The organism is Kocuria sp. UCD-OTCP (genome assembly GCF_000349605.1).
Classification (GTDB): domain Bacteria; phylum Actinomycetota; class Actinomycetes; order Actinomycetales; family Micrococcaceae; genus Kocuria; species Kocuria rosea.
Genome location: NZ_AOSQ01000025.1, coordinates 53,127 through 76,171, shown reverse-complemented (window position 1 = coordinate 76,171; position 23,045 = coordinate 53,127). Strand labels below are relative to the sequence as shown.

Here is a 23,045-nt window from a genome sequence, read left to right as displayed (position 1 = left end):
AGGCGGTCGTGACGGTGTGGGTCGGCACGAGCTGGAAGATGAACAAGACCCTGGCCCAGGCCACGGACTGGGCCCGGGGCCTGGCCGAGGCCCTGGCCGGGCGGGACCTCGGGGACGTGCAGCCCTTCGTGATCCCCCCGGCCACGGCGATCGCCGCGGTGGCCCAGGTCCTGGCGGAGGAGCCCCGGGTGCTGGTCGGGGCGCAGAACGCGCACTGGGCCGAGGCCGGTGCCTGGACCGGGGAGGTCTCCGTGCCCCAGGTCGCCGACGCCGGGGCCCGGATCGTGGAGATCGGCCACTCCGAGCGCCGCGAGCACTTCGGCGAGACGGACGAGACCGTCCGCGCCAAGGTCGCCGCGACCCTGGCCCACGGGCTCGTCCCGCTGCTGTGTGTCGGGGAACCGGCGGAGGTGCAGGCCGCCGGCGGGTCCGGCGCGCACGTCCTCGGCCAGGTCGAGCGCGCCCTGGCCGGCCTCGAGGCCGAGCAGCTGTCCCGGGTGCTGATCGCCTACGAACCGATCTGGGCGATCGGCGAGCACGGCCGCCCGGCCACCGTCGCGGAGCTGGCCGAACCCTTCGCCGCCCTGGGTGCGCACTGGGGGTCCCGGGTGCGCGGGCTGCTCTACGGCGGGTCGGTCAACCTGGACAACGCCGCGGACCTGCTCGGCATCGACCACGTGGACGGCCTGTTCGTCGGCCGCACGGCCTGGCGGCTGGAGGGCTACCTGCGCCTGCTCGAGATCGCGCGGAGCGCTGAGGCGGCCCGCGCGAGGACCATCAACGACGAGAACGACGACAAGGAAAAGGTGAAGTGATGAGCGAGAAGAAGCTGCGGATCGTGATCGGCGGCGACGACGCCGGGTTCGACTACAAGGAGGCCCTGCGCCGGGACCTCGAGGCCGACGACCGCGTGGAGAGCGTGGTCGACGTCGGCGTCTCGAAGACCGAGAACACGGACTACCCGCACGTGGCCGTCGAGGCCGCCCGGAAGGTCGCCTCCGGGGAGGCCGACCGGGCGCTGCTGATCTGCGGCACGGGCCTGGGCGTGGCGATCTCGGCGAACAAGGTCCCCGGGATCCGGGCGGTGACCGCCCACGACTCCTACTCGGTGGAGCGCTCGGTGCTCTCCAACAACGCCCAGGTGCTGTGCATGGGCCAGCGGGTCGTCGGCCTGGAGCTGGCCCGGCGCCTGGCCAAGGAGTGGCTGGGCTACACCTTCGACACCACCAGCGCCTCGGCGGCCAAGGTCGAGGCCATCACCGGCTACGAGAACGGCTGACCGCACCCCGGCACCAGCCCCGCCGGGCCTCGGCACGGGACACCGTGCCGGGGCCCGGCGCGTGTCCGCGCCGGGGCCGCGACTACGTCCGCGCAGCACGCAGGTGCGCCAGGACGGCCGCCCCCACCTCCTCCGGCCGCTCCTCGGCGAGGAAGTGGCCCGCGTCCACGGCCCGCCCCGTGGCCCGCGGGAACTGCCGCCGCCACAGCGCGAGCGGGTCCTCCCGCGCGCCGACCCGCCCCCGGGCGCCCCACAGGACGAGGGCGGGCAGGTCCCGCTGCTCGTGCTCGTCCGCCTCGTCGATCTCCCGGTCCGGGCCGGCGGCCGCGCGGTAGTCGCGGCACCAGGCGTCGACCACGGCGGGATCCCGCGCCGCGTCCTCGTAGGCGGCGAGCGCCGCCGGGTCGAACGGGACCTGCGTGCCGCTGAGCCCCTGGAGCGTCCGGCGCACGAAGTACACGGGGTCGTGGCCGATCAGGGTCTGCGGCAGGCCCTCGCCCTGGGCGAGGAAGGCCCAGTGGTAGTACTGCAGGGCCATCCACGCGTCCATCGACCGCCACACCGCCTGGGTGGGCAGGATGTCCAGCAGGGCCACGGAGGCCACCGCGCCGGGGGCGTCGAGCGCCATCCGGTGGGCGGTCCGGGCGCCGCGGTCGTGCCCGACGACGGAGAACCGCTCGTGACCCAGCGCCCGCATGAGCTGCACCTGGTCGGCGGCCATCGCCCGGAAGGTGTGCTCCTCGCTGCTCGTGCGCGAGCCGCCGTAGCCGCGCAGGTCGGCCGCGACCACGGTGAACTCCTCGGCCAGCACGGGGGCGAGGTGGTGCCACATGGCGTGGGTCTGCGGGAAGCCGTGCAGCAGGAGCACGGGCGGGCCGTCGCCGCCCGTGCGGGCGTGGATCGTGCCGTCGGCCACGGGGACGTGGTGGGCGGTGAAGTCGGGGAACACGGTTCCTCCTGCAGGTCGGGGACGGGCCGCGCGGCGCGGGCCCGGGACTGTAATGCGGGCCCGGCGGCGTTGTACGTGATGGGCTGGACCGCACACGCTCCAGACAACACCAGCGAGGAACCGGGAGAAACCCCATGAACCACGCCCCGACGCAGTTCGTCGACCCCGCGGCCCCCACCGGTCACGGCACGAGCACGCGGGAGCTCGTGGAGACCGCCGAGCGGTACACCGCGCGCACGTACTCCCCGCTGGACGTGGTGGTGGCCCGTGCCCAGGGCACCACCGTCACGGACGTGGAGGGCCGGGAGTACCTCGACTTCCTCGCCGGCTACTCGGCGCTGAACTTCGGCCACGGCCACCCGGCGGTCCTCGAGGCGGCCCGGACCCAGCTGGAGCGCGTGACGCTGACCAGCCGGGCCGTCCACAACGACCAGCTCGGCCCCTTCGCCCGGGACCTGTGCGAGCTGCTCGGCCAGGACATGATGCTGCCGATGAACACCGGCGCCGAGGCCGTGGAGTCGGCGATCAAGGTCGCCCGCAAGTGGGGCTACGAGCGCAAGGGGGTGGCCCCGGGCCGGGCGCAGATCGTGGTGGCGGCGGGGAACTTCCACGGCCGCACCACCACGGTCATCAGCTTCTCCGACGACGACGAGGCGCACCGCAACTACGGCCCCTACACGCCGGGCTTCGTGACCGTCCCGTTCGGGGACCTCGCCGCCCTCGAGGCGGCCGTCACCGAGGACACCGTCGCGGTGCTGCTGGAGCCCATCCAGGGCGAGGCCGGGGTGATCGTGCCGCCGCCGGGGTACCTGCAGGGTGTGCGGCGGTGCACGGCCGAGCGCGGCGTCCTGCTCGTCGCGGACGAGATCCAGTCCGGGCTGGGCCGCACCGGCCGGACGCTGGCGTGCGAGCACGAGGACGTGGAGGCGGACCTCTACCTGCTGGGCAAGGCCCTGGGCGGGGGAGTCCTGCCGGTGTCCGCGGTGGTGGGCCGGGCGGACGTGCTCTCGGTGCTGCGGCCCGGCCAGCACGGCAGCACGTTCGGCGGGAACCCGCTGGCCGGCGCCGTCGGCCGCGCCGTCGTCGCCCTCCTCGCCACCGGGGAGCCCCAGGAGCGGGCGCGGGTCATGGGGGAGAAGCTGCACGCCGGCCTGGCGGAGCTGGCGCCGCTGGGCCTGACCGAGGTGCGCGGGCGCGGGCTGTGGGCCGGGATCGACATCGATCCGCGGCTCGGCACCGGCCGGGAGTGCTGCGAGCGGCTGGTGGCCCACGGGATCCTCGCCAAGGACACCCACGGCTCCACCATCCGGCTGAGCCCGCCGCTGGTGATCACCGACCGGGAGCTGGAGCGGGGCCTGACCGCGCTCGCGGACGTGCTGCGGGAGATGGCCGGCCGCTGACCCGCCTCAGCCCGTCCCGGCGGGCGCCTCCCCGTGGGCCAGCGCCGACTCGATGCTGCCGGCGAGCTGCGCCGGCGAGGTCTTCGGGGCGAAGCGGCGGATCACCCGCCCGTCCCGGCCCACGAGGAACTTGGTGAAGTTCCACTTGATGGCGTCGCCCATGATCCCGCCCCGCTCCCCGCGCAACCACGACCACAGGGGGTGGGCGCCGGGGCCGTTGACGTCGACCTTCTCGAACATCGGGAACGTCACGCCGTAGTTGCGGCTGCAGAAGTCGGCGATCTCCTCCTCGCTGCCCGGCTCCTGGTGCCCGAACTGGTTGCAGGGGAAGCCCAGGACCACGAGCCCGTCCTGCCGGAAGTCCCGCCACAGCTGCTCGAGGCCCTCGTACTGCGGTGTGAACCCGCACTCGCTCGCGGTGTTGACCACGAGCACCACCTTCCCGGCGTACTCGGACAGCGGCTGCTCGCGCCCGTCCAGGGTGGTGGCGGTGAAGTCGTGCAGCGTGGTCATGGGAGCCTCCGGAGCGGTCGGGGACGGCGGTCTGCTCCCATTCTGCCGCCGACGCGCCGCCCGCGCCCGCGAGAGCGCCCGCGATCCCGCGGGTCAGTGCTGCGGCCCCTTCATCCGGGCCAGGAAGCGGAACCTGTCCCCGCGGAACACCGAGCGGGTCCACTCCACGGGGGAGTCGTCAGCCGTGAACCCGAGCCGGTGGATCAGCAGCAGGGGAGCCCCCATCTCGATGCCCAGGAGCCGGACGTCGTCCGGGCCGGCGAGCCGGGTCTCCACGGTGTCCTCGGCCGCCACGATGTCGATGCCGAAGTCCTGGCGCAGCGCGGTGTACAGGGAGCCGGTCCGGTCCAGGTGCGCCGCCAGGCCGGGCAGCGCTCCGGCGAGCAGGGCGACCTCGTGGGCCAGCGGCTCGCCGTTGATGAGGCGGATCCGCTCCACCCGCGCGAGCTCGGCGCCGACGGGCACGCGCAGCCGGGCCGCTGCGTCGTCGTCGGCGGCCGTGCGGCTCACGTCGAGGACCGTGGAGGAGCTCACGAGGCCCTGGGCGTCGGCGTCGTCGCTGAACGAGGTGAGCTGGCGGACGTAGGTGAACCGCGGCGGGGCCACGAAGGTCCCCCGGCCCTGGGCCCGGCCCAGCACCCCTTCCGCCACGAGCTCGCCGATGGCCTGGCGGACCGTGGTCCGGGAGGTGGCGTACTGCTCGGCGAGCGCCCGCTCCGTGGGGATGAGCGCGCCGGGGGTCGCGTCCCGCACGAGCGCCCGGAGCTGCTCCTTGAGCAGGTAGTACTTCGGGACGGCCCGCGGCTCCGCGCTCATGGGGCCAGCATATCGACCGCGCCGCCCGGTCCTGCGGGCACCGTTTCCCGAGGTGTGAGCATTGACACACAAATTGGTCTAGTCCAAGCTGGGGGAACGACAGCTGTGACGATCGCGAACACTGCGGCCGAGAGAAGGGGAACTGCTCATGAGTGCACGAACGAGGCGTCGGTCCCGGGCCGTGGTGCTGGGGACCGGCCTGTCGATGGCCGTGGTGCTGGCCGCCTGCGGCGGCGGTGGGGAGAGCGCGAGCGGCAGCGGGGAGGGCGACGGCGTGATCGAGGTCTGGGCCCACAGCGGCCAGGCGGCCGAGGCCGAGGCGCTCGAGGCCCTCGTCGCCGAGTACAACGACTCGCAGGAGGACGTCAGCGTCGAGCTGACCCTCATCCCCGAGCCGGACTACACCAGCACCGTCCAGGCGACCGCCGCGGAGGACCTGCCCGACGTGATGGAGATGGACGCCCCGACGATGGCGTCCTTCGTCTACGACCGCAAGCTCGTGCCCCTCGACGACGTGGTGTCGCAGGAGACCCTCGAGAACCGGATCGAGGGCGTGCGGGAGAGCGGCACGTACCAGGACCAGACCTACGCTGTCGGCATGTTCGACGTCGGGCTCGGGCTGTGGGGCAACCAGCAGCTCCTCGACGCCGCGGGCGTGGAGGCCCCGGCCACCGCCGACGAGGCGTGGACGGCGGAGGAGTTCGAGCAGAACCTGCAGAAGCTGGCGGAGGTCAGCCCGTCGGGCAACGCGATCGACCTGGGCGAGGCCAACGGCTTCGCCGCCGAGTGGGGAACCTTCACCACCTCCCCGGTCCTGTGGTCCAACGGCGGCACGCTGATCCGGGACGGCGCGGCGGAGGGTGTGCTCAACAGCGCCGAGAACGTGGAGGCCCTCGAGGAGTGGGCCTCGTGGAAGGAGCACACGGACCCGAACACCAGCGGCACCGCCTTCCCCGACGGGGACGTCGCCCTGACCTGGACGGGCAACTGGATGTACCCCACCTTCAGCGAAGCCCTCGGCGAGGATCTGGTCCTCATGCCCCTGCCCGACCTCGGCAACGGCACCAAGGCGGGCCACGGCTCCTGGCAGTGGGGCGTGACGCCGGCGGCCGGCGGCGACCAGGCCGCGGCCGGTGCCTTCCTCGACTTCCTGCACTCCGACGAGAGCATCGCCACGATGGTCGAGGCCAACGCGGCGGTGCCCGGCACCACGAGCGCCCTCGAGGGCAGCGAGCTCTACGGCGAGGGCGGGCCGCTGGAGCTGTTCGCGTCCAACCTGGCCTCGGCCTGCAGCTCGGAGGAGGTCACCCCGGAGTGCATCGCGGTGGCGCGGCCCATCACCCCGGGCTACCCCACGGTCACGAGCTCCTACGGCAGCGCCCTCGCGGCGATCTGGGGCGGGGCGGACCCGCAGGAGGAGCTCGACAGCGCGGCGCGGGCCATCGACGCCGACTTCGAGGACAACAACGGCTACCAGGACGAGTGACCGCCGTTTTCGAACCTTTTTTTCCAGCCGGCCGNGGCCCCGCCGCGCACCTGCGAGGAGTGCACCATGACCACCACACCGGGCCTCGCGGCCCCCGCGTCCGCCCCGGCGGACGTGCTAGAGGCTCCACCGCCCCGCAGGGGGCTCCGGCGGGACGGACTCGCCGGGGTCCTCATGGCGGGTCCCGCCGTGCTGCTGCTCGTCCTGTTCGTCGCGGTCCCGTTCGTCGCGGCCATCGGCTTCTCCTTCCACAACGTCCGGCTCGGCGACCCGCGCGATCCCGCCTTCATGGGGCTGACCCAGTACGCCCGGATCTTCACCGACCCCGACGTGTCCAGCCGGTTCCTCAGCGCGCTGCTCCACAACCTGGTCTTCGCGGCCGTGGTGGTCCCGGTGCAGACCGCCCTCGCGCTCGCGCTGGCCCTGCTCGTGCAGAAGACCGTCCGGGGGATCGGGATCTTCCGGTCCGTCTTCTTCCTCCCCGTCGTCTTCCCCATCGCCCTGGTGGCCCTCATCTGGCGGCTGATCCTCGCCCGCGGGGACGACGGCCTCCTCAACTCCCTGCTCGGGTTCTTCTCGGGCGGCGCCTTCGGGGCCCAGGACTGGCTGGGCTCCGAGCTCACGGCGCTGGCCTCGGTCATCGTCCTGTCGATCTGGCAGGGCGTCGGCTTCCAGATGGTGATCCTGCTGGCGGCCCTGCAGCAGGTGCCCGCCGACCTCTACGAGGCGGCCCGCCTGGACCGGGCCGGTGCGTGGCAGCGCTTCGTGCACGTCACCCTGCCCGGGATCAACACCACCCTCGTCTTCGTGGCGCTCTACACGATGATCCTGTCGCTGCGCGTGTTCGACCAGATCTACGTGCTGGCCCGCTCCGGCGGGGGGCTCAACGAGGACGCCACCCGCACCGTGATGTACGAGGCGGTGACGTCCGCCTTCGACGAGAACAACATCGGGCGCGCGAGCGCCATCTCCGTGGTGTTCTTCGTGATCGTGGTGGTCCTGTCCCTCGTCCAGCGCCGCGCCACCCGCGAACGAGAGGACTGACATGACGCAGACCGCCGCCGCCGCCCGCCGCCGCCGCCGCAGGACGGACGTGCCCCGCTACGCGGTGCTCGTCGTCACGAGCCTCCTGTTCTTCGCCCCGGTCGCCTACATGGTGGCGGCCTCGCTGGCCCCCCCCTCCCGCACGCTCGCCGGCTTCGAGGTCTTCGACCCGCGCGAGTGGGGCCTGCACAACTACACCGGCGTGGCCTCGAGCCTGTCCTCGGACAGCACCGGCCACCTGTGGCGGTTCTTCTTCGTGTCCGTCACCGTCACGGTCTGCGTGGTGGGGCTCGGGCTGGTCGTGAACTCGATGGCGGCCTTCGCCCTGTCGCGGCTGACCTGGCGGGGCAGGAACCTGGTGCTCCTGGGCGTCCTGCTGCTGCTCATCGTCCCGTTCGAGGCCGTGGCCGTGCCCATGTTCTACCTCTACAACGACGCCCGGAACACCCTGTGGATCCAGATCGTCCCCTTCATCGGCAACGCCCTGTCGATCTTCCTCTTCTACTCGTTCTTCTCCGGCATCCCCCGCAGCATCGACGAGGCCGCGCGGATGGACGGCGCCGGGCCGCTACGGGTGTTCTGGCAGATCATCGCGCCCATGAGCAAACCCGCGTACGCGTCGGTGGCGGTGCTGACCTTCCTGACCCAGTGGGGGGCGTTCCTGTGGCCGGTGCTGATGATCTCCGAGCCGAACCTGCGCCCCCTGCCCCTCCAGATCAGCGTCTTCGCGGGCCAGCTCCCCCCGGCGTGGGGCGAGGTCATGGCCTTCGGGGTGCTCCTGGTGGTGCCCGTGATCGTCGTGTTCCTCGTCTTCCAGCGCTGGTTCATCGAAGGCGTGGCGAGCTCCGCCGTCAAGGGCTGAGCCGGACCGCCCCGGCACCGCCCACCTCCACCCGTCGTCCGGAAGGACCCCCATGCAAGTGCTCGTCCTGCCCACGGCCGGCGACGTCGACGCGCGCGCGGCGGACCTCGTCGCCGAGCAGGTCTCGCGCCGGCCGGACACCGTGCTGGGCGTGGCCACGGGCTCGTCCCCCCTGGGGGCCTACCGGGAGCTCGCCCGCCGCCAGGCCCACGGTCTGCTGGACCTCACGCGGCTCCGCTGCTTCGCCCTCGACGAGTACGTCGGGCTGCCCTCCGGGCACCCGGCCGGCTACGCCGCCGTCCTGGAGCGCGAGCTCGCCCGGCCCTTCGGCCTGCCCCCTTCCCGGGTGCAGGTCCCGGACGGCTCCCGGGGCGACCTCGGAGCGGCCTGCCGCGACTACGAGGAGGCCGTCGCCCGCGCCGGCGGCATCGACCTCCAGATCCTGGGCATCGGCGCCAACGGCCACATCGGCTTCAACGAACCGGGGTCCTCGCTGTCCTCCCGCACCCGGGTCAAGGCACTGTCCGCGCGGACCCGTGCCGACAACGCCCGGTTCTTCGAGGCCCCCGACCACGTCCCCACCCACTGCGTGACCCAGGGGCTGGGCACGATCCTCGACGCCCGCCGGGTGCTGCTCGTCGCCCAGGGCGAGCGCAAGGCCGCCGCGGTGGCCGCAGCCGTGGAGGGGCCCGTGTCCGCGATGTGCCCGGCGTCCGTCCTGCAGTTCCACCGGGCGGTCACGGTCGTGGTGGACGAGGCGGCGGCGAGCCGGCTCGTCCTGACCGACTACTACCGGTTCGTGGCCGAGGCCGAGCACCGGCTGCCCCGGGAGGAGGGATGACGTTCCGCCTCGCGGACCACTGGGTCTGGGACAGCTGGCTGGCCGACGACGGACAGGACTACCACCTGTTCTTCCTGCGGGCCAGCCGCGCCCTGCGGGACCCCGACCGGCGTCACCGCCGGGCCTCGATCGGGCACGCCGTCTCGTCCGACCTGGAGAACTGGACCCTCCTGCCGGACGCCCTCGTGGCCGGCGACGAACCGTCGTGGGACGACATGGCGACCTGGACGGGCAGCACCGTCCAGGGCCACGACGGCCGCTGGCACCTCTTCTACACCGGTGTCAGCCGCGCCGAGGACGGGCTGCGGCAGCGCATCGGATCGGCCGTCTCGGACGACCTGATCAGCTGGGAGCGCACCGGTGCGGGCCCGCTCGAGGCGGACCCCCGCTGGTACGAGAAGCTCGGGGAGGGCACGTGGCCGGACGAGGCGTGGCGGGACCCCTTCGTCTTCTACGACGACGACAGCCGGCAGTGGCAGATGCTCGTGACGGCACGGGCCGCCACGGGGGACCCGGACGCCCGCGGCGTGGTCGGCCACGCCGTGAGCGACGACCTGGAGCACTGGATGGTCCGCCCCCCGCTGACCGCGCCCGCCGGCTTCGGGGAGATGGAGGTCGTCCAGTCCCAGGTCGTGGACGGGACCGCAGTGCTCATCTTCTCCTGCCTCCCGCGGCTGGCGCCCGGCATCCCGTTCTCGGAGACGAGCACCGGGACCTGGATCGCCCCCGGCGCCGGCCGGCTCGGGCCGTGGGAGCTCGAACGGAGCTCCAGCTTCTTCGTGCCCGGCGTCTACGCCGCCCAGCTGGTCCGCAGGCGCGACGGCCAGTGGGTCGTCTTCGGCTTCCAGAACGGGGTGGACGGCAGCTTCGTCGGCGAGATCGCGAGCCCGGTGCCCCTGGCGGACCTGCTGACGGAGGGCCGGCTCTTCCCCGACGACGACCGGGCACCCCGCCCCGTTCCCCGCACGAGCAGCAGGAGGTGAGCCCCGTGACCACCGAGGACTCCCCGCGCAGGACGGTCCTCTCGGGCCGCGTGCACACGGGGCACACCGAGCACCCGGACGGTCTCGTGGTCGTCGAGGGCGACCGCGTCGTCCACGCCGGGCCGCGGTCCGGCCACCCCGGTGGCGACCCGGGAGAGCACCACGTCCTGGGCCCCGGACAGACGGTGCTGCCGGGGCTCGTGGACGTGCACTGCCACGGTGGTTTCGGCGCGGACTTCTCCACCTCGGCGGAGGAGGAGATCCGCGCCACCCTCGAGCACGTCCACCGCCAGGGCACCACGACGCTCGTGGCCAGCCTGGTCACGGCCTCACGGGAGGACCTGCTGGGCGCCGTGCCGCTGCTGGCGGCGCTCACCGGGGAGGGCCTGATCGCCGGGATCCACCTCGAGGGCCCGTTCCTGTCCACGGCCCGGTGCGGGGCGCAGGACCCCGCGTGGATGCTGGAACCGGACCTCGGGCTGGCCGCCGACCTCGTCGCCGCCGCGGCGGGGACGCTCCGGACGATGACCTTCGCCCCGGAGCTGCCCGGCTCCCGGGACCTGGCCGAGCTGCTCGTCGCCCACGGCGTGATCCCCTCCCTCGGGCACACCGACGCGGACACCGCGACCGTCGACGACGCGCTGCGCCACCTGCAGGAGCTGCTCCGCGACGCCCCCGGGGACGGCCCGCCCCGCTCGCCCACGGTGACGCACCTGTTCAACGCCATGCCCGCCATCCACCACCGGTCGCCCGGGCCGGTGCCGGCCTGTCTGCGCGCCGCCGCGCAAGGCCGGGCCGTCGTCGAGCTCATCGCGGACGGCACCCACCTGGACCCCGGCATCGTGCGGTGGGCGTTCGAGCTGACCGGCGCGGACAGCATCGCGCTGGTCACCGACGGGATGGCCGCGACCGGGCTGACGGACGGCACCTACACGCTCGGTGCGGCGGAGGTGCGGGTGCAGGACGGGGTGGCCTCCCTGGTCTCCAACGGCTCGATCGCCGGAGGCACGGCCACGATGCTGGAGGTCCTGCGCCGGACGGTCGCGGCGGGTGTCCCCCTCGGGGACGCGCTGCGCTCGGCCACGGTGGTCCCGGCCCGCGTCCTGGGCCTGGCCGGGGAGGCCGGGAGCCTGACGGCGGGCGCGCTCGCGGACCTCCTGGTCGTGGGGGAGGACCTCCGGCTGGAGGCCGTCATGCGCCGGGGCGAGTGGATCTCCGGGACCCCGCCCCGTTGAGAAATGGTTTCAATAGTTGTGGGTGAGGCATTGAGCGGTGCCTGCCTGGCTGGTGATCATGGCTGCCATGACGAGTCAGAAGACTTCCGGGCGGCTGGTCAGCGACCAGTTGTGGGAGTTGCTGGAACTCTTGATCCCACCGCCCCAGCCGGCGAAGAACGGGCGGACCGGGCGACCGCGCGTGGATGACCGAGCTGCCCTCAACGGCATTCTGTTCGTGGCCGAGAACGGCAACGCCAAAGAAGAAGCTGCCCGTGGAGCTGGGCTTCGGCTCCGTGATCACCTGCTGGCGCCGGCTACGCGCTTGGCAGGAAGCCGGGGTGTGGGAGAAGCTTCACCACGCCGTGCTCGAACAGCTCGGGCACGCTGGGGCGCGGGACTGGTCGAGGGCTTGCCTGGACTGGAGTGAGTGTCCGGGCGAAAAGGGGGGCTGACGGGGCCCAACCCCACGGATCGCGGCAAACTCGGCACGAAGTACCACCTACTGGTGACCGCTGACGGGCTGCCGCTGGCGGTGGCCATCACCGGGGCCAACCGCCACGACTCCATGCTGGTCGAGCCGATCCTGGACGGTTTGAGCCCGGTCAAGGGCCGAGGCCGCAGCCGTCCACGGCGCCGGCCGGTCAAGCTGCACGCGGACAAGGCCTACGACAGCAAACGGGTGCGCCGCTACCTGCGCCGGCGCGGGATCACCGCACGCATCGCCCGCATCGGCGTGGACTCCAGCGAATGCCTCGGCCGGCACCGCTGGGTCGTGGAACGCACCATCTCCTGGCTGCTGGCCTTCCGACGCCTGGCCGTGCGTTACCACCGCAGCGCCACCACGATGGCCACCTTGGCGATCACCATCATCTGCGCCCGGCGACTACCCCGGAAGGACTATTGAAACCACTTCTGAGTCATAGGTTCTTGTCTACCCCAGACTGCGCAGGTCGTCGAGACAGCGGAGCATGCCTCGATGTAGAAGCCGTCCATGGTGGAAACCACGAAACGGTTCAAAACTTGTGCGGAGCCCTTTTACATTTAGCGCCCAATATATTTCGACGCGCTGCTAGACTTTCAGAAACAGAACCACCAAAAAGTCAAGTGGTAGTAACCACTATTGTCCATGAGGGCTCAATGCAAGGAGCTGGCAGGTGGCTCTGTTAGTATTCCGAGCATGTCACCGACACCTCCCCAGGTTGACCCTACGGTAAACGCCTCAGCGACAGATGAACTGTTGCTGAAACTGACCGACCCTGATCGTGACATACGACAGGCTGCGGCACTCGGCCTAGGGGAGCGCGCTGATTCCACCTGTGCACTATCGCTCGTGGAAAGGCTCTGGGTCGAGGAGGACTTCTTCGTGCGGGAAACTATCACTTGGGCCATTACCCGAGTGAAGGAATCCGCCTTGCCGGCTGTTCTGGCGGGTCTGCGAGATGACAGATCGGTGGAGGTTCGTACCCAGGCACTGCACGTGCTCAGCAAGTTCGCGGATCCCGAGACGATAGACGAGGTCCTGCCCTTGGCCGATGCCCCGGACGAGTCAGTAGCGCGCAAGGCCCGATGGGCGCTGGCGCGCATCGGGGATGTGCGGGCGGTGCCTTATCTGGTCGATCTGATGGGCGGACCGGACGGGGAGGAGAAGAATTCCCTCACCAATGACCTGGCCGCTTTCGGCGCCGAGGCCGTACCTGCGCTCGTGAGCATCCTCGAGTCTTCCGAGGCTGATTTGCGCCGGCACGCCGCCGATGTCTTGTGCTTTATTGGTCATCCCGATGCTGAGAATGCCGTTGATGCCCTTGGATCAACCGCCCAGGATGCGGATTCTTTGGTAGCGGTGTCTGCGCTCATGGCCCTAGATGAACTGCACACGGAGCAGGCACGCCAGTATGTGGAGGATGCCCGCTCAGCGAGCGACCCGCGAGTGCGGGCTGTGGCTGACCGTCTCGCCACCCGTCGCCGGTCTCGCCGTCCCCGGCGATCGACTTCCCGCCCCTCCAGCTGAGCTGAACCAGTGATGCTGGCCCTTTCTGTCGCGTCCGGTTCAGGGGGGGGTGGGGGGGGCGGGCGTGGCGGGGACGGTGGGTCGGCCTCTTGGTGCCTTCAGGCAGACCAGCCGAACGTCGGGAGCGTAGGCAAGGCAGGGACGCAGGCACACATCAGTAGATGGTCGATGACCAGTTCTGGGAGCTGATCGCTCCACTGCTCCCAGAACAATCACCACACCGGGGCCAGGTGGGCGGCTTCGGATTGATGGCAGGTCCGCGTTGGAGGGCGTTCTCCTCGCACTGCACACTTCGGTGCCGGTGGCGTGACTTGCCCAGGGCGCTCGGTTGCCGGTCCAGGCGCACGGCTTGGCGAGGTCTGCGCCATGGGCCGGAAACCGGAGTTCGGGAAAAGCTTCATGCAGTCGTGTTCGAGGAGCTCTCCGCGGGGCGGATCCTGGACTGGGTGTGGGCGAGCATCAAGTTGATATCCGTGCGCGCCAAAATGAGATGAGCCGACGGGCTCGAATCTCATGGATCCCGGGAATCCAGGCTCCAAATGCCACCTGCTCACGGGCGCCCATGGCCTGCCCCTGCACCTGCTGATATCGCCGGCGAACACGCATGACAGTCGACTTGTCGAGCCACCGTGGGCGACCACCCCGGTGTGCGCGTCCGTGGAGGTATTGGGGCCAGCCCCGACGGCGCGCGGGGAAATGCATGCAGACAAGGGCTTTTGGTCTCCCCAGGTGGCGCCGCTACCTCCGAAGATGCAGGATCAAGGTGCACATCACCCGGCGCGGGGTCGAGGACAAGAATCGCCGAGGCCGACACCGCTAGGTCGTGGATCACGGTCTTTTTTGGATGCTGCGTTCCCAGCCCTGAGGAATCTGCTGCAGCCGCCCCAAGACACACTGCTCCCACTGTTGCTGCTCGCCGTCACGCTCATATACGTCCGCCGACTGCATCAGACGAGCGAACTGTGAGACCAGGTGTAAGAGGCATCCACAGCATCGGCTCCTGGGCTTACTGGCACTGCTTCAGCGCACGGTGCGCCGCCCTGCAGCAGGCGTAGGACTGGCCAAGTGATCCAAGGGCGCCCCCAGTGGCCTCATGACCTGAAGCACAGTCCCGGTGTAGACCCCAGAGTCCATGCCGGCTCCCCACCGATCCACGGTGGTCAGGGAAGGGGTCTAGTGCTGCCATCGACCGACCGCACCGAGGAAAAGCCCTTATGGACTGGACTTCATAATCAGGGAGTTATGGCAGGTCACGGCATTGTATTTTTTCGACTTCTCGCGTTGCTGTCCTGGTCGTCCTGGACGGATCTTATTTTCTTGCGAAGGCTCAGGAACCTGCGGATCCTTCAGGATGGAAGCCAATTTTTCCACTTCCCCCGGGCTCACTATGGGATCTCTGATAACAAAGACACGGCAGGCTGCAATCAGTATGTTCCATCGAGGGTAATGGTGGCGGGTAGCAGGTTGCCGCCGGTTGTGAGAGTGCACTTATGTCCAGTGTTTATTTTGCTAGCGGCGCGATCGCAGTGAGGGTAATTTCCGGTTAGGACGGGCTCCCGCTCGTCCCAACGCGCTGGTAACCGGAGTAGGTTCAGGCCATTCCGGGCCCCAGCACTGGTAAGGCTCCACGACAGGAGAAATCATCATGGACCGTAAGCCCACTGATCTCGTCGACCTTCCGATGGACGTGTTCGAGCTGGAGGACCAGGGAATGGACATCACCTCCCTGACCGCCGGTCACGGCATGACCGAGGTCGGCGCCTCGACGAACTGCTTCTGCTACCCCTGCTGCTCCTGCTCGGCTCCTTCCAGCAGCGCCTGAGCTGACGTGCGGTGAGGTGGTTCAGCGGACGCGTTGAGCCACCTCACCCGACAGGCTTTTTACCCTCCACGTCGCTCCAGTAAGGAAGGTGGGACATGTCCACCGCTCAGCCCCAGGCCACGCTTCTCCCGGCCGAGGAAGCCGGCCCCGGCGACGTGTATGACGTGCGGATCTCCGTGGTTTCCGCCGAGACATTGCGCGCTCTGCGGTTCACCCGCACCAGCGATGCCATGAACGAGCTCCAGCGGTGCCGCGCAGTGCTTGCGTCCAGTAGCGCCGATGCCCTATGCGCGCTCTACGCCGCCATCGGCGTCCCGGGACTGGACCCGCAGGATAAAAAAGAGTTGCTTCGTCTCAAACGGGCCCTCGCCCGCGGCAAGATGTCAGGACACCGCATGGGCAAGAGCCTTCCACTGGCCTTGACCACTGAGCTTGATCGACTCGAGGCTCGGCACACGGATGCCCAGAATGCCTTGGCACAGGTAGAGCTCGTCTTTGCCGCGGACCACGATCGTACCCGGGCCCTGCTGGCTGAGCTGGCCCGTTCGCCCTTAGTGCGCAACGGGATCTTGCACTCGGCGCCCAGCCTGGAAGCCCTCATGGACACACCCACGTGGGCTCAATCAACGGCCTCAGACAAACGCGCCACCCGCCTCGCCCAGTTCGTCTACCGTGCTGCGGCTAAGACCAGCCCTTTCTCCACGTTCACCTGCACTGGACGCCCCGGCGCAGAGATCACCATGGAGGCAACCTCCGTCCCCGTCCCATCCGCGACTCGGCTCGTGCGCCAGCTCGACGGCAAGATCTGGGCGCTGCTTCTCCATAACCTCGAGGAACGTCCCGAGATCGCCGCAGCCTGGCAGCTGCGGCCGAACCCGTCATTGACCTTCCTTCCCGCCCTTGACAAGTTCGCGCTGCTCGGCCCGCCACCTGCTGAGGAGCTGCGTCTGCTTCCCGACCATCCGCTGATCCGTCGGGTTGCCGCAATGGACCCTGATCCGGCCCCGTTCCTCGACTGGGCAAAGCGCCTCACAGGCCCCCGCAGCGCTGGCAGTGTTGAGCAGGACAGCGGGGAAGTACCCATGCTGGTGCGGGCCGGTGTGCTCCACCCGGTGGCTCCGGTGTCCGAGAACACGGATCAACCACTTGAGGACCTCCTCCGGTGGCTTGACGATCATGAGCTGACCGACACCCTCCCGTATGCCAAGATCCTCCGTCGGGTGAGCGCTGCGCTGGCGCCGTCCCCGTCCCTGCTGGATCCTGTGACCTTGGGCAACACTCACCACGCCCTACTGGAGGCCGTATCCGACCTGGTCACCGGGCTTGGCCACGACACCCGGGACCTCGGAGCGGACCTGCAACTTGTGCACGAATCCGCCGTGCTGGAATCCCCGGTTCTCACCGCTAGCATCCCATCACCGGAGCAGCTGTCGACGATTGCGGCCGCACGGTCGTGGTTGTCGGTACTGGACCTCAAATGGCCGGGCCGACTGGCCGTGGCTACCTACGCTGATGCCGTCATGCCCCCTGCAGGCTCCATGCCACTGCTGGATCTGTACCGGAGGGTTCATCACGAACTGCGCCGCGGTGACGGAGAACTCGCCCGCCATCTGCGCACATGGTTTTCGGCCGTTCCGGTGCAACCGGGACCGCTCACCCCTACCGACCAGCTCGACGACACTCTTCGCACTCTCGCCCAAGAACGGCAACGGTGCATCCAGTTGGCCACCACGGCCCCGGAGGCGGGCACGACGAAGCTGCAGCTAACCGAGGTGATCGCCCATCTAACTACGAGGCCGGAGGCTTTGCGCTCCACTGCACCCGCGGCCGTGTACCTACAGGCCACCGGGGCTGCTGATAGTCGCTGGGTGGTCAACGTGATGCACGGCGGACACGGGCGAGGCCGCGCCCGCACCGATCACCTCATGCGGTGCGCCGGCCTGAGCCCGGCCCCAATCCACCTACCCGAAACCCCCGGCACCCTGCCGGCTGAGTACAGCGGAACGCACGGCTCATCGCTAAACGCCCGCCGCCCTGTCCTGCCCGCGGCCATCGATTATCCCTACACCCCTACTGTCGCATCGGACCAGCAACGGATCCCCGTGAGTCGTTTGCACGTCCGCCGCACGGCTGGGGGCCTGATCGAACTCTTTGATGCCCGCTGCGGCACACGCATCGAGCCGGCCCATGTAGGCATGCTCGCCGACTACCAACTGCCGCCTCTAGCGAGGTTCGTGGAACGGGTGTTCGGGGATGCCTACCTACTGCATCCCAGCACGCCCCCTTTCGCCTCCGATTTGGCCCTTGACCGGCTTACCGACATCACCCGGATCCCCCGGGTGCAAATCGACGATGTTGTCATCCAACGCCGTCGATGGATCTTCCCGTCCGCTGTGCTTCCCCGACCCCGGGCCGGTGAGCACAGCACTGGCTATCTGCACAGCTTGCAGGAGTGGTTTGTCGCCCACGAGTTGCCGCCCACCGCATTCGTCCGGGCCTGGGGGCAGGAGTTGCGCGGAAACAAGGTCAAGTCTCGTAAACCGATGCTCTTGGACCTCCACTCCTGGTGGACGGTGACGGAACTGCTGCGCCATAGCACCGGGGCGGACTTCATAGTGCTCGACGAGGCACTGCCGGACCCCTTCGGCCGCGACCTTGGAGCGGCGGCGGTCGAGCTGCTCGTCGAGGTCCCGGCGTACCGCATCAACGGCGCGAGCACAGACACGGGAAAGGGACGCGCATGACAGCTATCGACCGGACACACGAGTCTCACCACACCCCTGACGCTTCCCTGGACTGGCTTTCCCTGCACCTGCGCTGTGACGGCAACACTGATGAGTTCCTCCGCGGTCCTATCCAAATGGTGCTTGAGGAGCTGGATGCGCGCGGTACCGCCTCATCGTGGTTCTACTTACGGTACTGGGAGGGAGGACCACACATCCGCCTACGTCTACTGCTCCCGACCCATGACCATGCTCTGGCAGCAGAGTTAGTGCGGGAGCAGACCCGCCCGTGGCTGAACGCCCACGATCCCGAGTACCCGGGTGCTACGGAGGCCTATGCGCAGATCGCCCGCAGCTTAGCCACGCGAGAAGCGGAACATCGCGAGCTGCTGCCCTGGCAACCCCACGGGCGGATCTGGGAACAAACCTACGTTCCCGAGACTGCCAAATACGGGGCCGGCGCCTCGCTGCAAGCCTTCGAACAGCATTTTCGGGACAGCTCCGAGCTGGCGCTGCGCGTGTTACGCCAGCAACCGTCGACCACCCAGGTGCTCTCCCTCGCGACTTTGCTGGTGCTCACCGGGTGGGCGCGCGATGACATCGGCCCCACCATGCAGTCCCGCGCGGACCTGCTCGACCGCTGGAGCAGCGCCACGGCCCTGGACCGGCGGCCCCCCGCTATCGTGCGCCCGGATCTGATGGACAGGCTATTCCAGCGTGCCCGGACCGGTCAGGACCCCTGGTCTCGCCAGTGGTCGGCTTCCCTCGACGAGCTGCACCGGGCCAGCTCTGCAGCCGGAGTCCCCGCCGCGCGGTGGCGCAACGGGGCCGACATCTGCCACCACTTGCTGTGTAACCGTCTGGGTCTGACCCTGGAGCAGGAGCTGACCGTGCGCCGTAGCGCCTGGGCGGTCATGGACGCGGCCGCGACGGCCGGGGCAGGTATCAGCTCATGACATGGCCCACGGACCCGTGGTGGGAGCTTTACCTCATGCGCTGGGACGCCGATTACGCCCACGTCGTCGACGCGGTGGTGCGACCCCTGGCCCAGGACGGGCCCCTGCGTGACACCAAGTTCTTCCTGGACACCGATTGGTGGCGGGGCCCGCACGTGTCCGTCTGCTTCAACGCCTCACCTCAGGACAAGGACGCACTACTCGCTCGCGGATTGGTGCCCAGCACCCAGAAGTTGTTGACGGCGCTTGCCCCGGGCCGGCCCGTGAACCCCGACCACCACCAGGACCTGCACGAACGACTGGGTCGCTATGAACGTCGCCCGGCTCCGCTGTTCCCGTGGCTAACCGACGGCACAGTGGGGCTGCGTCCCCTGCTCCCGCGGGAACACGACGCGGTGGACAAGGACATGGAGCACGCCGTACGTGCTTGCCACCTGGCCTTGAAAGACCTCGAGTGCGAGCTCTTCCACTCACTGGCCACCGGACAGTTGCGGGTGCACACCTATGCGCTGGACCTGCTCACTGCCGTCGCCGCCACTTTCACCGACTCCGACCTGCGAGCCACCTACCCTTCTTTCGCTTCGCACTCCGAGGCGTACTTGGGCTCAGAGGCGCCCGAGGGCACCCGCACCCGCTGGGATCAGGCCTACCAACAACACCGGGAGAGCGTGTGCGAGCGGGTGCGCACCATCGACCACGCAGCGGCCACGTCGTCGTTGCCAGCGCCCATCGCGATCACCGTGGAGATCCTCCGCTCGGTCATTGATGCCACGGACCCTCTGGCGCTGTTCGGAGGTAGCGCGCTGCCGGGCCCGGCGCCTACCTGGCAGCATTCCGACTTCCACCGTGACCTTGGGCGCAACCAGCAGTGGCAGAGCAGCGTACGGCACAATGCCTGGTTCGCCCGCTACCGGCTCGTGCTCAACTTCGCCTATTTGCACCTCACCAAGCTGGGCCTCAGCCCTCACCACCGGTTCTACACCTGTTATCTGCTCACCCAAGCAGCCCAGGACCTGACCGGAACCACCGCAGCCGACATTCTGAAAGGCGTTGCCCGTGCCTGATCTCGCCGCTCGCCCCGCCCCGCCGACGACTAGGCGTCACACCGACTCCTGGGTGCGCTTGGCCCTGACACCAGGCGTCTACCTGGCCAATGGCGCCCAGGGAGCTGCTCTCATCCGGTGGCCCCGGAGCATCACCCTCGCGGGGTGCAACGATGCCACCGTCGAGGTTCTGAAAGAGCTCCAGCACCCGGAGGGCATCGGGATCGACGCGGACGTCCTCATCGGTGAGATCCCGGCCTCGGGCCCCCGGGAGAGCCTCCTCCTCCAACTGATGAATGACGGCTGGCTGGTGCTCTCCGTGCACGGGGAGAACGGGACCCTATTCGCCGTCCACCCCCGCCGCCGACCCCCAGCATGGCCGGACTTCCCAGAAGCTGAGTATGGACTGTCCCGGCACACGGTCCTAGCCCCCGCCGGGTCCGCCTGGTCCCTGGAAGCTCCGCATTCCTGGTGTGACCTGAGGTTCCCGGACCTGGACACGGTGCACCGCTGCACCGCTGCGCCGGCGCAGCCGACGACGGCACTTGCTCGCAGGGTCCTCGCCTGGTGCGGTGTCCTGGTGGATCCGCAGCAGGAGGCCGACCAGCTCAAGCACCGGCAGTGGGCTACCCACGAACTGTGGTTCCACGAACGCTCCCGACGTTACGGCCGTGAGCGCAGCTTCGGTGGAACATTCTGGGCCCGTGGAACCTTTCCTCCGCCGCCGTTGCGCGCCCCAACCTCCAATATGGCCACCGAGCTGTTCGAGGCGGTGGACCCCCGGGTACTGCGCTCCCAGTCGATGAGCCTGCACGAAGTAATGGAGAACCGCCGTTCCCTTCGGCGTCACAACGACTCCACCCCTTTGACTCGTGCGCAACTAGGTGAATTCCTCTATCGCACAGCACGACTGCGCCTGGCGCAGGAGGTCGACGGGGTGGAGTACGGCAGCAAACCGTATCCGTCGGGGGGATCGGTGTATGAGACGGAGATCTACTTGCTCGTGCGCCACGTCAGTGGCCTGGCAGCCGGACTGTGGCGCTACGATGCGCAGCACCACGGCTTGGCCCCCGTGCGGGAAGGTCTGCGGGATCAGCACGTGGCGGCGTTGCTGCAGGAGGCCACGCACTCCTCCACGGTGGAATCCCCTCCTCAGGTGACGGTGCTCATGGCCCCGGCCTTCGGGCGGATTCTGTGGAAATACGAGCAGATGGGCTACGCCGTGATGCTCAAACACGTCGGGGTGCTGATGCAAACCATGTATCTGGTGGCCACTGACATGGGCCTGGCCGCGTGTGCGATTGGCAGCGGCGACAGCGACCTGTTCGCCCAGGCCACGGGGCTGGATCCTTTGGAATGCACGACGGTCGGGGAATTCCTCCTCGGTACAGCTCACCCGGCGGAAATGTTCCAGGAGCGGCCCGCATGAGCGCCGCAGGCCTCGTCTGGTCTCAGACAGCCGTCGTGACCACCCATGGTTGGGGTGTGCTGATCCACAGTGAGTGCGGGGCGCAGCAGGTGCGGGGCAACGGGTTGCAGCAACCGGTGGAGTGGTTACGTGCCCAGCTAGCCGAACCGACCCCGATGGAGCAGCTACTGGCTCCTCTGCCCCCAGCCCGCAGGGCGCCGGTGGAGCGGCTGGTCCAGGCCCTCACAGACCGTGGGGCGATCACGACGTTCCCCGAGGAACCTTCCCTGGACAAGCCCGCCAGCGTTGAGCTTGTTGTGGGTGCCCATGACTTCTCCCGCGCCGCGGCCCATGAACTGGGCACGCTGTGGCAATCAAGCGATATCGCCTACCAGTGCCGTGACACCGCGGCGGAATCGGCATTGCCTATTCTGGACGGAACCGTGCAGGCGGATGGACCTGCCGGGCAGGTGACGGGTTTCCGGCTGATGTTGTGGGATGGGCAGCTGTGGTTGGGGCGGTTCGCCGGCTCGGAACAGGAACGAATGACGGCTGCGGAAGAAATGACCTTTCACCTGCTCCGTAGCGCCCCAAAGAGCGACACCGGAGAAGCTGCGGTACGGGAACATCCGTGGTTTCCCTGGCTGGCCCAAGAAGTAGTGCAGACCCACCTGCGCGGGGCCGAGGGGGTCACGGAGTGCGTGCGGCTGAGCGTCACCCCGTTCGCGAAGCACCGGCACCGGCTCATCCACGAGCAGCATGTCCCTTCTGCCGCCGCTATTACAGCATCCGCTACAGCCTTGGTCGAGGCACCCGCGCAAGACCCCACGGACCCCCTGATCGTTTCCCGCCGGTGCGCAGGGCTAGTGGACGGTGTGCTCAGCCCGGTGGCCCCCCCGGAGGAATCGGAGTTGCAACAGTTGCCTCTGCAGCTATCACGGTGCCAGGTGCGCCTTGCCACCGGGGTGCTCGAGACCGTGCTGGGTCACGGCTGGACCCTGGAACAAGCGCGGGGCCGAGCCGTGGCAGCTGCACTCATGACCCATGGCGTGTCCCGCTTGGACCCGCTCGTGCACATGCATCCGCTATTCGCCCCTACCGGGCACGACACCGGTGCCCAATCCGCTGTTGTCCTGCCCCGCGAGCAGATCGAGCGCGCGCTGGCGGAGGCTAACGCTGCCGTGTCTCTGGGCGCCACCGCCGACCACGGCGCCGAGGTGGCCGCGACCCGGCTGGCCGCCCACCTAGAGATGGCCCGCGGGCAGCGTGGGATGCTGTCCGTAGACTTCCCCCGCACGGCGCAGGGCGCTGATCTACTGGCGATCCATCAACCGTGCGAGGAACTGCTGGTAGCGGTGGGACTGCCGTTCTGGTTGGTCGCGGTTCAAGTAGCCCCGGGAGCAGTGGTGATGGGCGTGTCGGCAGCCCATGAGGAAGAAGCAGTGCACGAGGCCATCCGCCAGGCCCTCCTGCACCACCAGTCCCGGACGGCCGGCAACGAGGCTGCCGCACCCCGGCTCTACCGGAGGCCACCGCAAGCGGTCTACGCGCCGGCTACCCAACCCCCGGACACCTTGCAAAAGACTCTGCAGGAACATGGCACGGTCCTGACGGTGCCGTTATCCAACGGTCCGTCCTTCGACGCCGCCCTACCGCACAAAACCCTCGTCGTTCTCGTCCCCGGAGGTGCCTAGA

The 23,045-nt window shown here is 69.3% G+C and carries 19 protein-coding genes and 1 pseudogene; 17 read left to right on the top strand and 3 right to left on the bottom strand.

The window, feature by feature from the left end:
* The first annotated feature begins 8 nt into the window (after nt 1-8).
* Nucleotides 9-815: a triose-phosphate isomerase gene (locus H488_RS28530; RefSeq protein ID WP_017833594.1), complete on the top strand. Its 807-nt coding sequence runs from the start codon at nt 9-11 to the stop codon at nt 813-815.
* Complete coding sequence (locus tag H488_RS28525) at nt 815-1,279, top strand: ribose-5-phosphate isomerase (RefSeq protein WP_017833593.1); 465 nt, start codon at nt 815-817, stop codon at nt 1,277-1,279. The genes H488_RS28530 and H488_RS28525 overlap by 1 nt, the downstream gene beginning before the upstream one ends.
* 82 nt (nt 1,280-1,361) lie before the next feature.
* Here the strand turns inward: H488_RS28525 and H488_RS28520 are convergent, their stop codons facing one another.
* The gene (locus H488_RS28520) at nt 1,362-2,228 is read right to left on the bottom strand and encodes an alpha/beta fold hydrolase (RefSeq protein ID WP_017833592.1); all 867 of its coding nucleotides are present in this window, start codon (nt 2,226-2,228) and stop codon (nt 1,362-1,364) included.
* A 134-nt stretch (nt 2,229-2,362) separates the two neighbouring features.
* Here H488_RS28520 and rocD point away from each other — a divergent pair, with 134 nt between their 5' ends.
* On the top strand, nt 2,363-3,628 hold the full coding sequence (rocD, locus tag H488_RS28515; protein ID WP_017833591.1) for an ornithine--oxo-acid transaminase: 1,266 nt from the start codon (nt 2,363-2,365) through the stop codon (nt 3,626-3,628).
* A gap of 6 nt (nt 3,629-3,634) precedes the next feature.
* On the opposite strand, the gene H488_RS28510 is transcribed toward rocD, so the two are convergent.
* Nucleotides 3,635-4,141 (bottom strand): glutathione peroxidase, encoded by a 507-nt coding sequence (locus tag H488_RS28510; protein WP_017833590.1) that lies wholly within the window; start codon nt 4,139-4,141, stop codon nt 3,635-3,637.
* 93 nt (nt 4,142-4,234) lie between these two features.
* Nucleotides 4,235-4,957: a GntR family transcriptional regulator gene (locus H488_RS28505; RefSeq protein ID WP_017833589.1), complete on the bottom strand. Its 723-nt coding sequence runs from the start codon at nt 4,955-4,957 to the stop codon at nt 4,235-4,237.
* A 148-nt stretch (nt 4,958-5,105) separates the two neighbouring features.
* Here H488_RS28505 and H488_RS28500 point away from each other — a divergent pair, with 148 nt between their 5' ends.
* From H488_RS28500 to H488_RS28430, 14 genes and pseudogenes are all read left to right on the top strand, one after another.
* A complete protein-coding gene (locus H488_RS28500) occupies nt 5,106-6,443 on the top strand; it encodes an ABC transporter substrate-binding protein (protein WP_035923529.1) in 1,338 nt (445 codons plus the stop codon).
* Nucleotides 6,444-6,509: 66 nt separating this feature from the next.
* The gene (locus tag H488_RS28495) at nt 6,510-7,487 is read left to right on the top strand and encodes a carbohydrate ABC transporter permease (RefSeq protein ID WP_017833587.1); all 978 of its coding nucleotides are present in this window, start codon (nt 6,510-6,512) and stop codon (nt 7,485-7,487) included.
* A gap of 1 nt (nt 7,488) precedes the next feature.
* Nucleotides 7,489-8,349 (top strand): carbohydrate ABC transporter permease, encoded by an 861-nt coding sequence (locus H488_RS28490; RefSeq protein WP_017833586.1) that lies wholly within the window; start codon nt 7,489-7,491, stop codon nt 8,347-8,349.
* 52 nt (nt 8,350-8,401) lie between these two features.
* The gene (gene nagB, locus H488_RS28485) at nt 8,402-9,190 is read left to right on the top strand and encodes a glucosamine-6-phosphate deaminase (protein ID WP_031283062.1); all 789 of its coding nucleotides are present in this window, start codon (nt 8,402-8,404) and stop codon (nt 9,188-9,190) included.
* The gene (locus H488_RS28480; RefSeq protein WP_017833584.1) at nt 9,187-10,173 is read left to right on the top strand and encodes a family 43 glycosylhydrolase; all 987 of its coding nucleotides are present in this window, start codon (nt 9,187-9,189) and stop codon (nt 10,171-10,173) included. Before nagB ends, H488_RS28480 begins: the two co-directional genes overlap by 4 nt.
* 5 nt (nt 10,174-10,178) lie before the next feature.
* The gene (gene nagA, locus H488_RS28475; RefSeq protein WP_017833583.1) at nt 10,179-11,408 is read left to right on the top strand and encodes an N-acetylglucosamine-6-phosphate deacetylase; all 1,230 of its coding nucleotides are present in this window, start codon (nt 10,179-10,181) and stop codon (nt 11,406-11,408) included.
* A gap of 67 nt (nt 11,409-11,475) precedes the next feature.
* Nucleotides 11,476-12,294, top strand: a pseudogene (locus H488_RS36600) (IS5 family transposase).
* A 333-nt stretch (nt 12,295-12,627) separates the two neighbouring features.
* Nucleotides 12,628-13,398, top strand: coding sequence for a HEAT repeat domain-containing protein (locus H488_RS28460; RefSeq protein ID WP_202804020.1), 771 nt, complete (start codon nt 12,628-12,630; stop codon nt 13,396-13,398).
* Nucleotides 13,399-15,043: 1,645 nt separating this feature from the next.
* Nucleotides 15,044-15,220 carry a thiomuracin/GE37468 family thiazolyl RiPP peptide gene (locus H488_RS28455; RefSeq protein ID WP_017833579.1) on the top strand — a complete coding sequence of 59 codons (177 nt, stop codon included), beginning with the start codon at nt 15,044-15,046 and terminating at the stop codon, nt 15,218-15,220.
* Between the two features lie 95 nt (nt 15,221-15,315).
* On the top strand, nt 15,316-17,964 hold the full coding sequence (locus tag H488_RS28450) for a lantibiotic dehydratase (RefSeq protein ID WP_017833578.1): 2,649 nt from the start codon (nt 15,316-15,318) through the stop codon (nt 17,962-17,964).
* Nucleotides 17,961-18,899: a lantibiotic dehydratase C-terminal domain-containing protein gene (locus H488_RS28445; protein WP_017833577.1), complete on the top strand. Its 939-nt coding sequence runs from the start codon at nt 17,961-17,963 to the stop codon at nt 18,897-18,899. The genes H488_RS28450 and H488_RS28445 overlap by 4 nt, the downstream gene beginning before the upstream one ends.
* Before the next feature lie 35 nt (nt 18,900-18,934).
* A complete protein-coding gene (locus H488_RS28440; RefSeq protein ID WP_190274510.1) occupies nt 18,935-19,963 on the top strand; it encodes a lantibiotic dehydratase C-terminal domain-containing protein in 1,029 nt (342 codons plus the stop codon).
* Between the two features lie 559 nt (nt 19,964-20,522).
* Nucleotides 20,523-21,371: a SagB/ThcOx family dehydrogenase gene (locus H488_RS37460; protein ID WP_190274509.1), complete on the top strand. Its 849-nt coding sequence runs from the start codon at nt 20,523-20,525 to the stop codon at nt 21,369-21,371.
* Nucleotides 21,368-23,044: a hypothetical protein gene (locus tag H488_RS28430; RefSeq protein ID WP_017833574.1), complete on the top strand. Its 1,677-nt coding sequence runs from the start codon at nt 21,368-21,370 to the stop codon at nt 23,042-23,044. The genes H488_RS37460 and H488_RS28430 overlap by 4 nt, the downstream gene beginning before the upstream one ends.
* The last annotated feature ends 1 nt before the right edge of the window (nt 23,045 follow it).

Bases quoted from the DNA above. Each gene is read 5' to 3' on its own strand.
- H488_RS28525 (WP_017833593.1), top strand. From the start codon at position 815: ATGAGCGAGAAGAAGCTGCGGATCGTGATCGGCGGCGACGACGCCGGG.
- H488_RS28445 (WP_017833577.1), top strand. From the start codon at position 17,961: ATGACAGCTATCGACCGGACACACGAGTCTCACCACACCCCTGACGCT.
- rocD (WP_017833591.1), top strand. From the start codon at position 2,363: ATGAACCACGCCCCGACGCAGTTCGTCGACCCCGCGGCCCCCACCGGT.
- H488_RS28505 (WP_017833589.1), bottom strand. From the start codon at position 4,957: ATGAGCGCGGAGCCGCGGGCCGTCCCGAAGTACTACCTGCTCAAGGAG.
- H488_RS28500 (WP_035923529.1), top strand. From the start codon at position 5,106: ATGAGTGCACGAACGAGGCGTCGGTCCCGGGCCGTGGTGCTGGGGACC.
- H488_RS28495 (WP_017833587.1), top strand. From the start codon at position 6,510: ATGACCACCACACCGGGCCTCGCGGCCCCCGCGTCCGCCCCGGCGGAC.
- H488_RS28455 (WP_017833579.1), top strand. From the start codon at position 15,044: ATGGACCGTAAGCCCACTGATCTCGTCGACCTTCCGATGGACGTGTTC.
- H488_RS28450 (WP_017833578.1), top strand. From the start codon at position 15,316: ATGTCCACCGCTCAGCCCCAGGCCACGCTTCTCCCGGCCGAGGAAGCC.
- H488_RS28490 (WP_017833586.1), top strand. From the start codon at position 7,489: ATGACGCAGACCGCCGCCGCCGCCCGCCGCCGCCGCCGCAGGACGGAC.
- H488_RS28430 (WP_017833574.1), top strand. From the start codon at position 21,368: ATGAGCGCCGCAGGCCTCGTCTGGTCTCAGACAGCCGTCGTGACCACC.
- H488_RS28480 (WP_017833584.1), top strand. From the start codon at position 9,187: ATGACGTTCCGCCTCGCGGACCACTGGGTCTGGGACAGCTGGCTGGCC.
- nagB (WP_031283062.1), top strand. From the start codon at position 8,402: ATGCAAGTGCTCGTCCTGCCCACGGCCGGCGACGTCGACGCGCGCGCG.
- H488_RS28510 (WP_017833590.1), bottom strand. From the start codon at position 4,141: ATGACCACGCTGCACGACTTCACCGCCACCACCCTGGACGGGCGCGAG.
- H488_RS28440 (WP_190274510.1), top strand. From the start codon at position 18,935: ATGCGCTGGGACGCCGATTACGCCCACGTCGTCGACGCGGTGGTGCGA.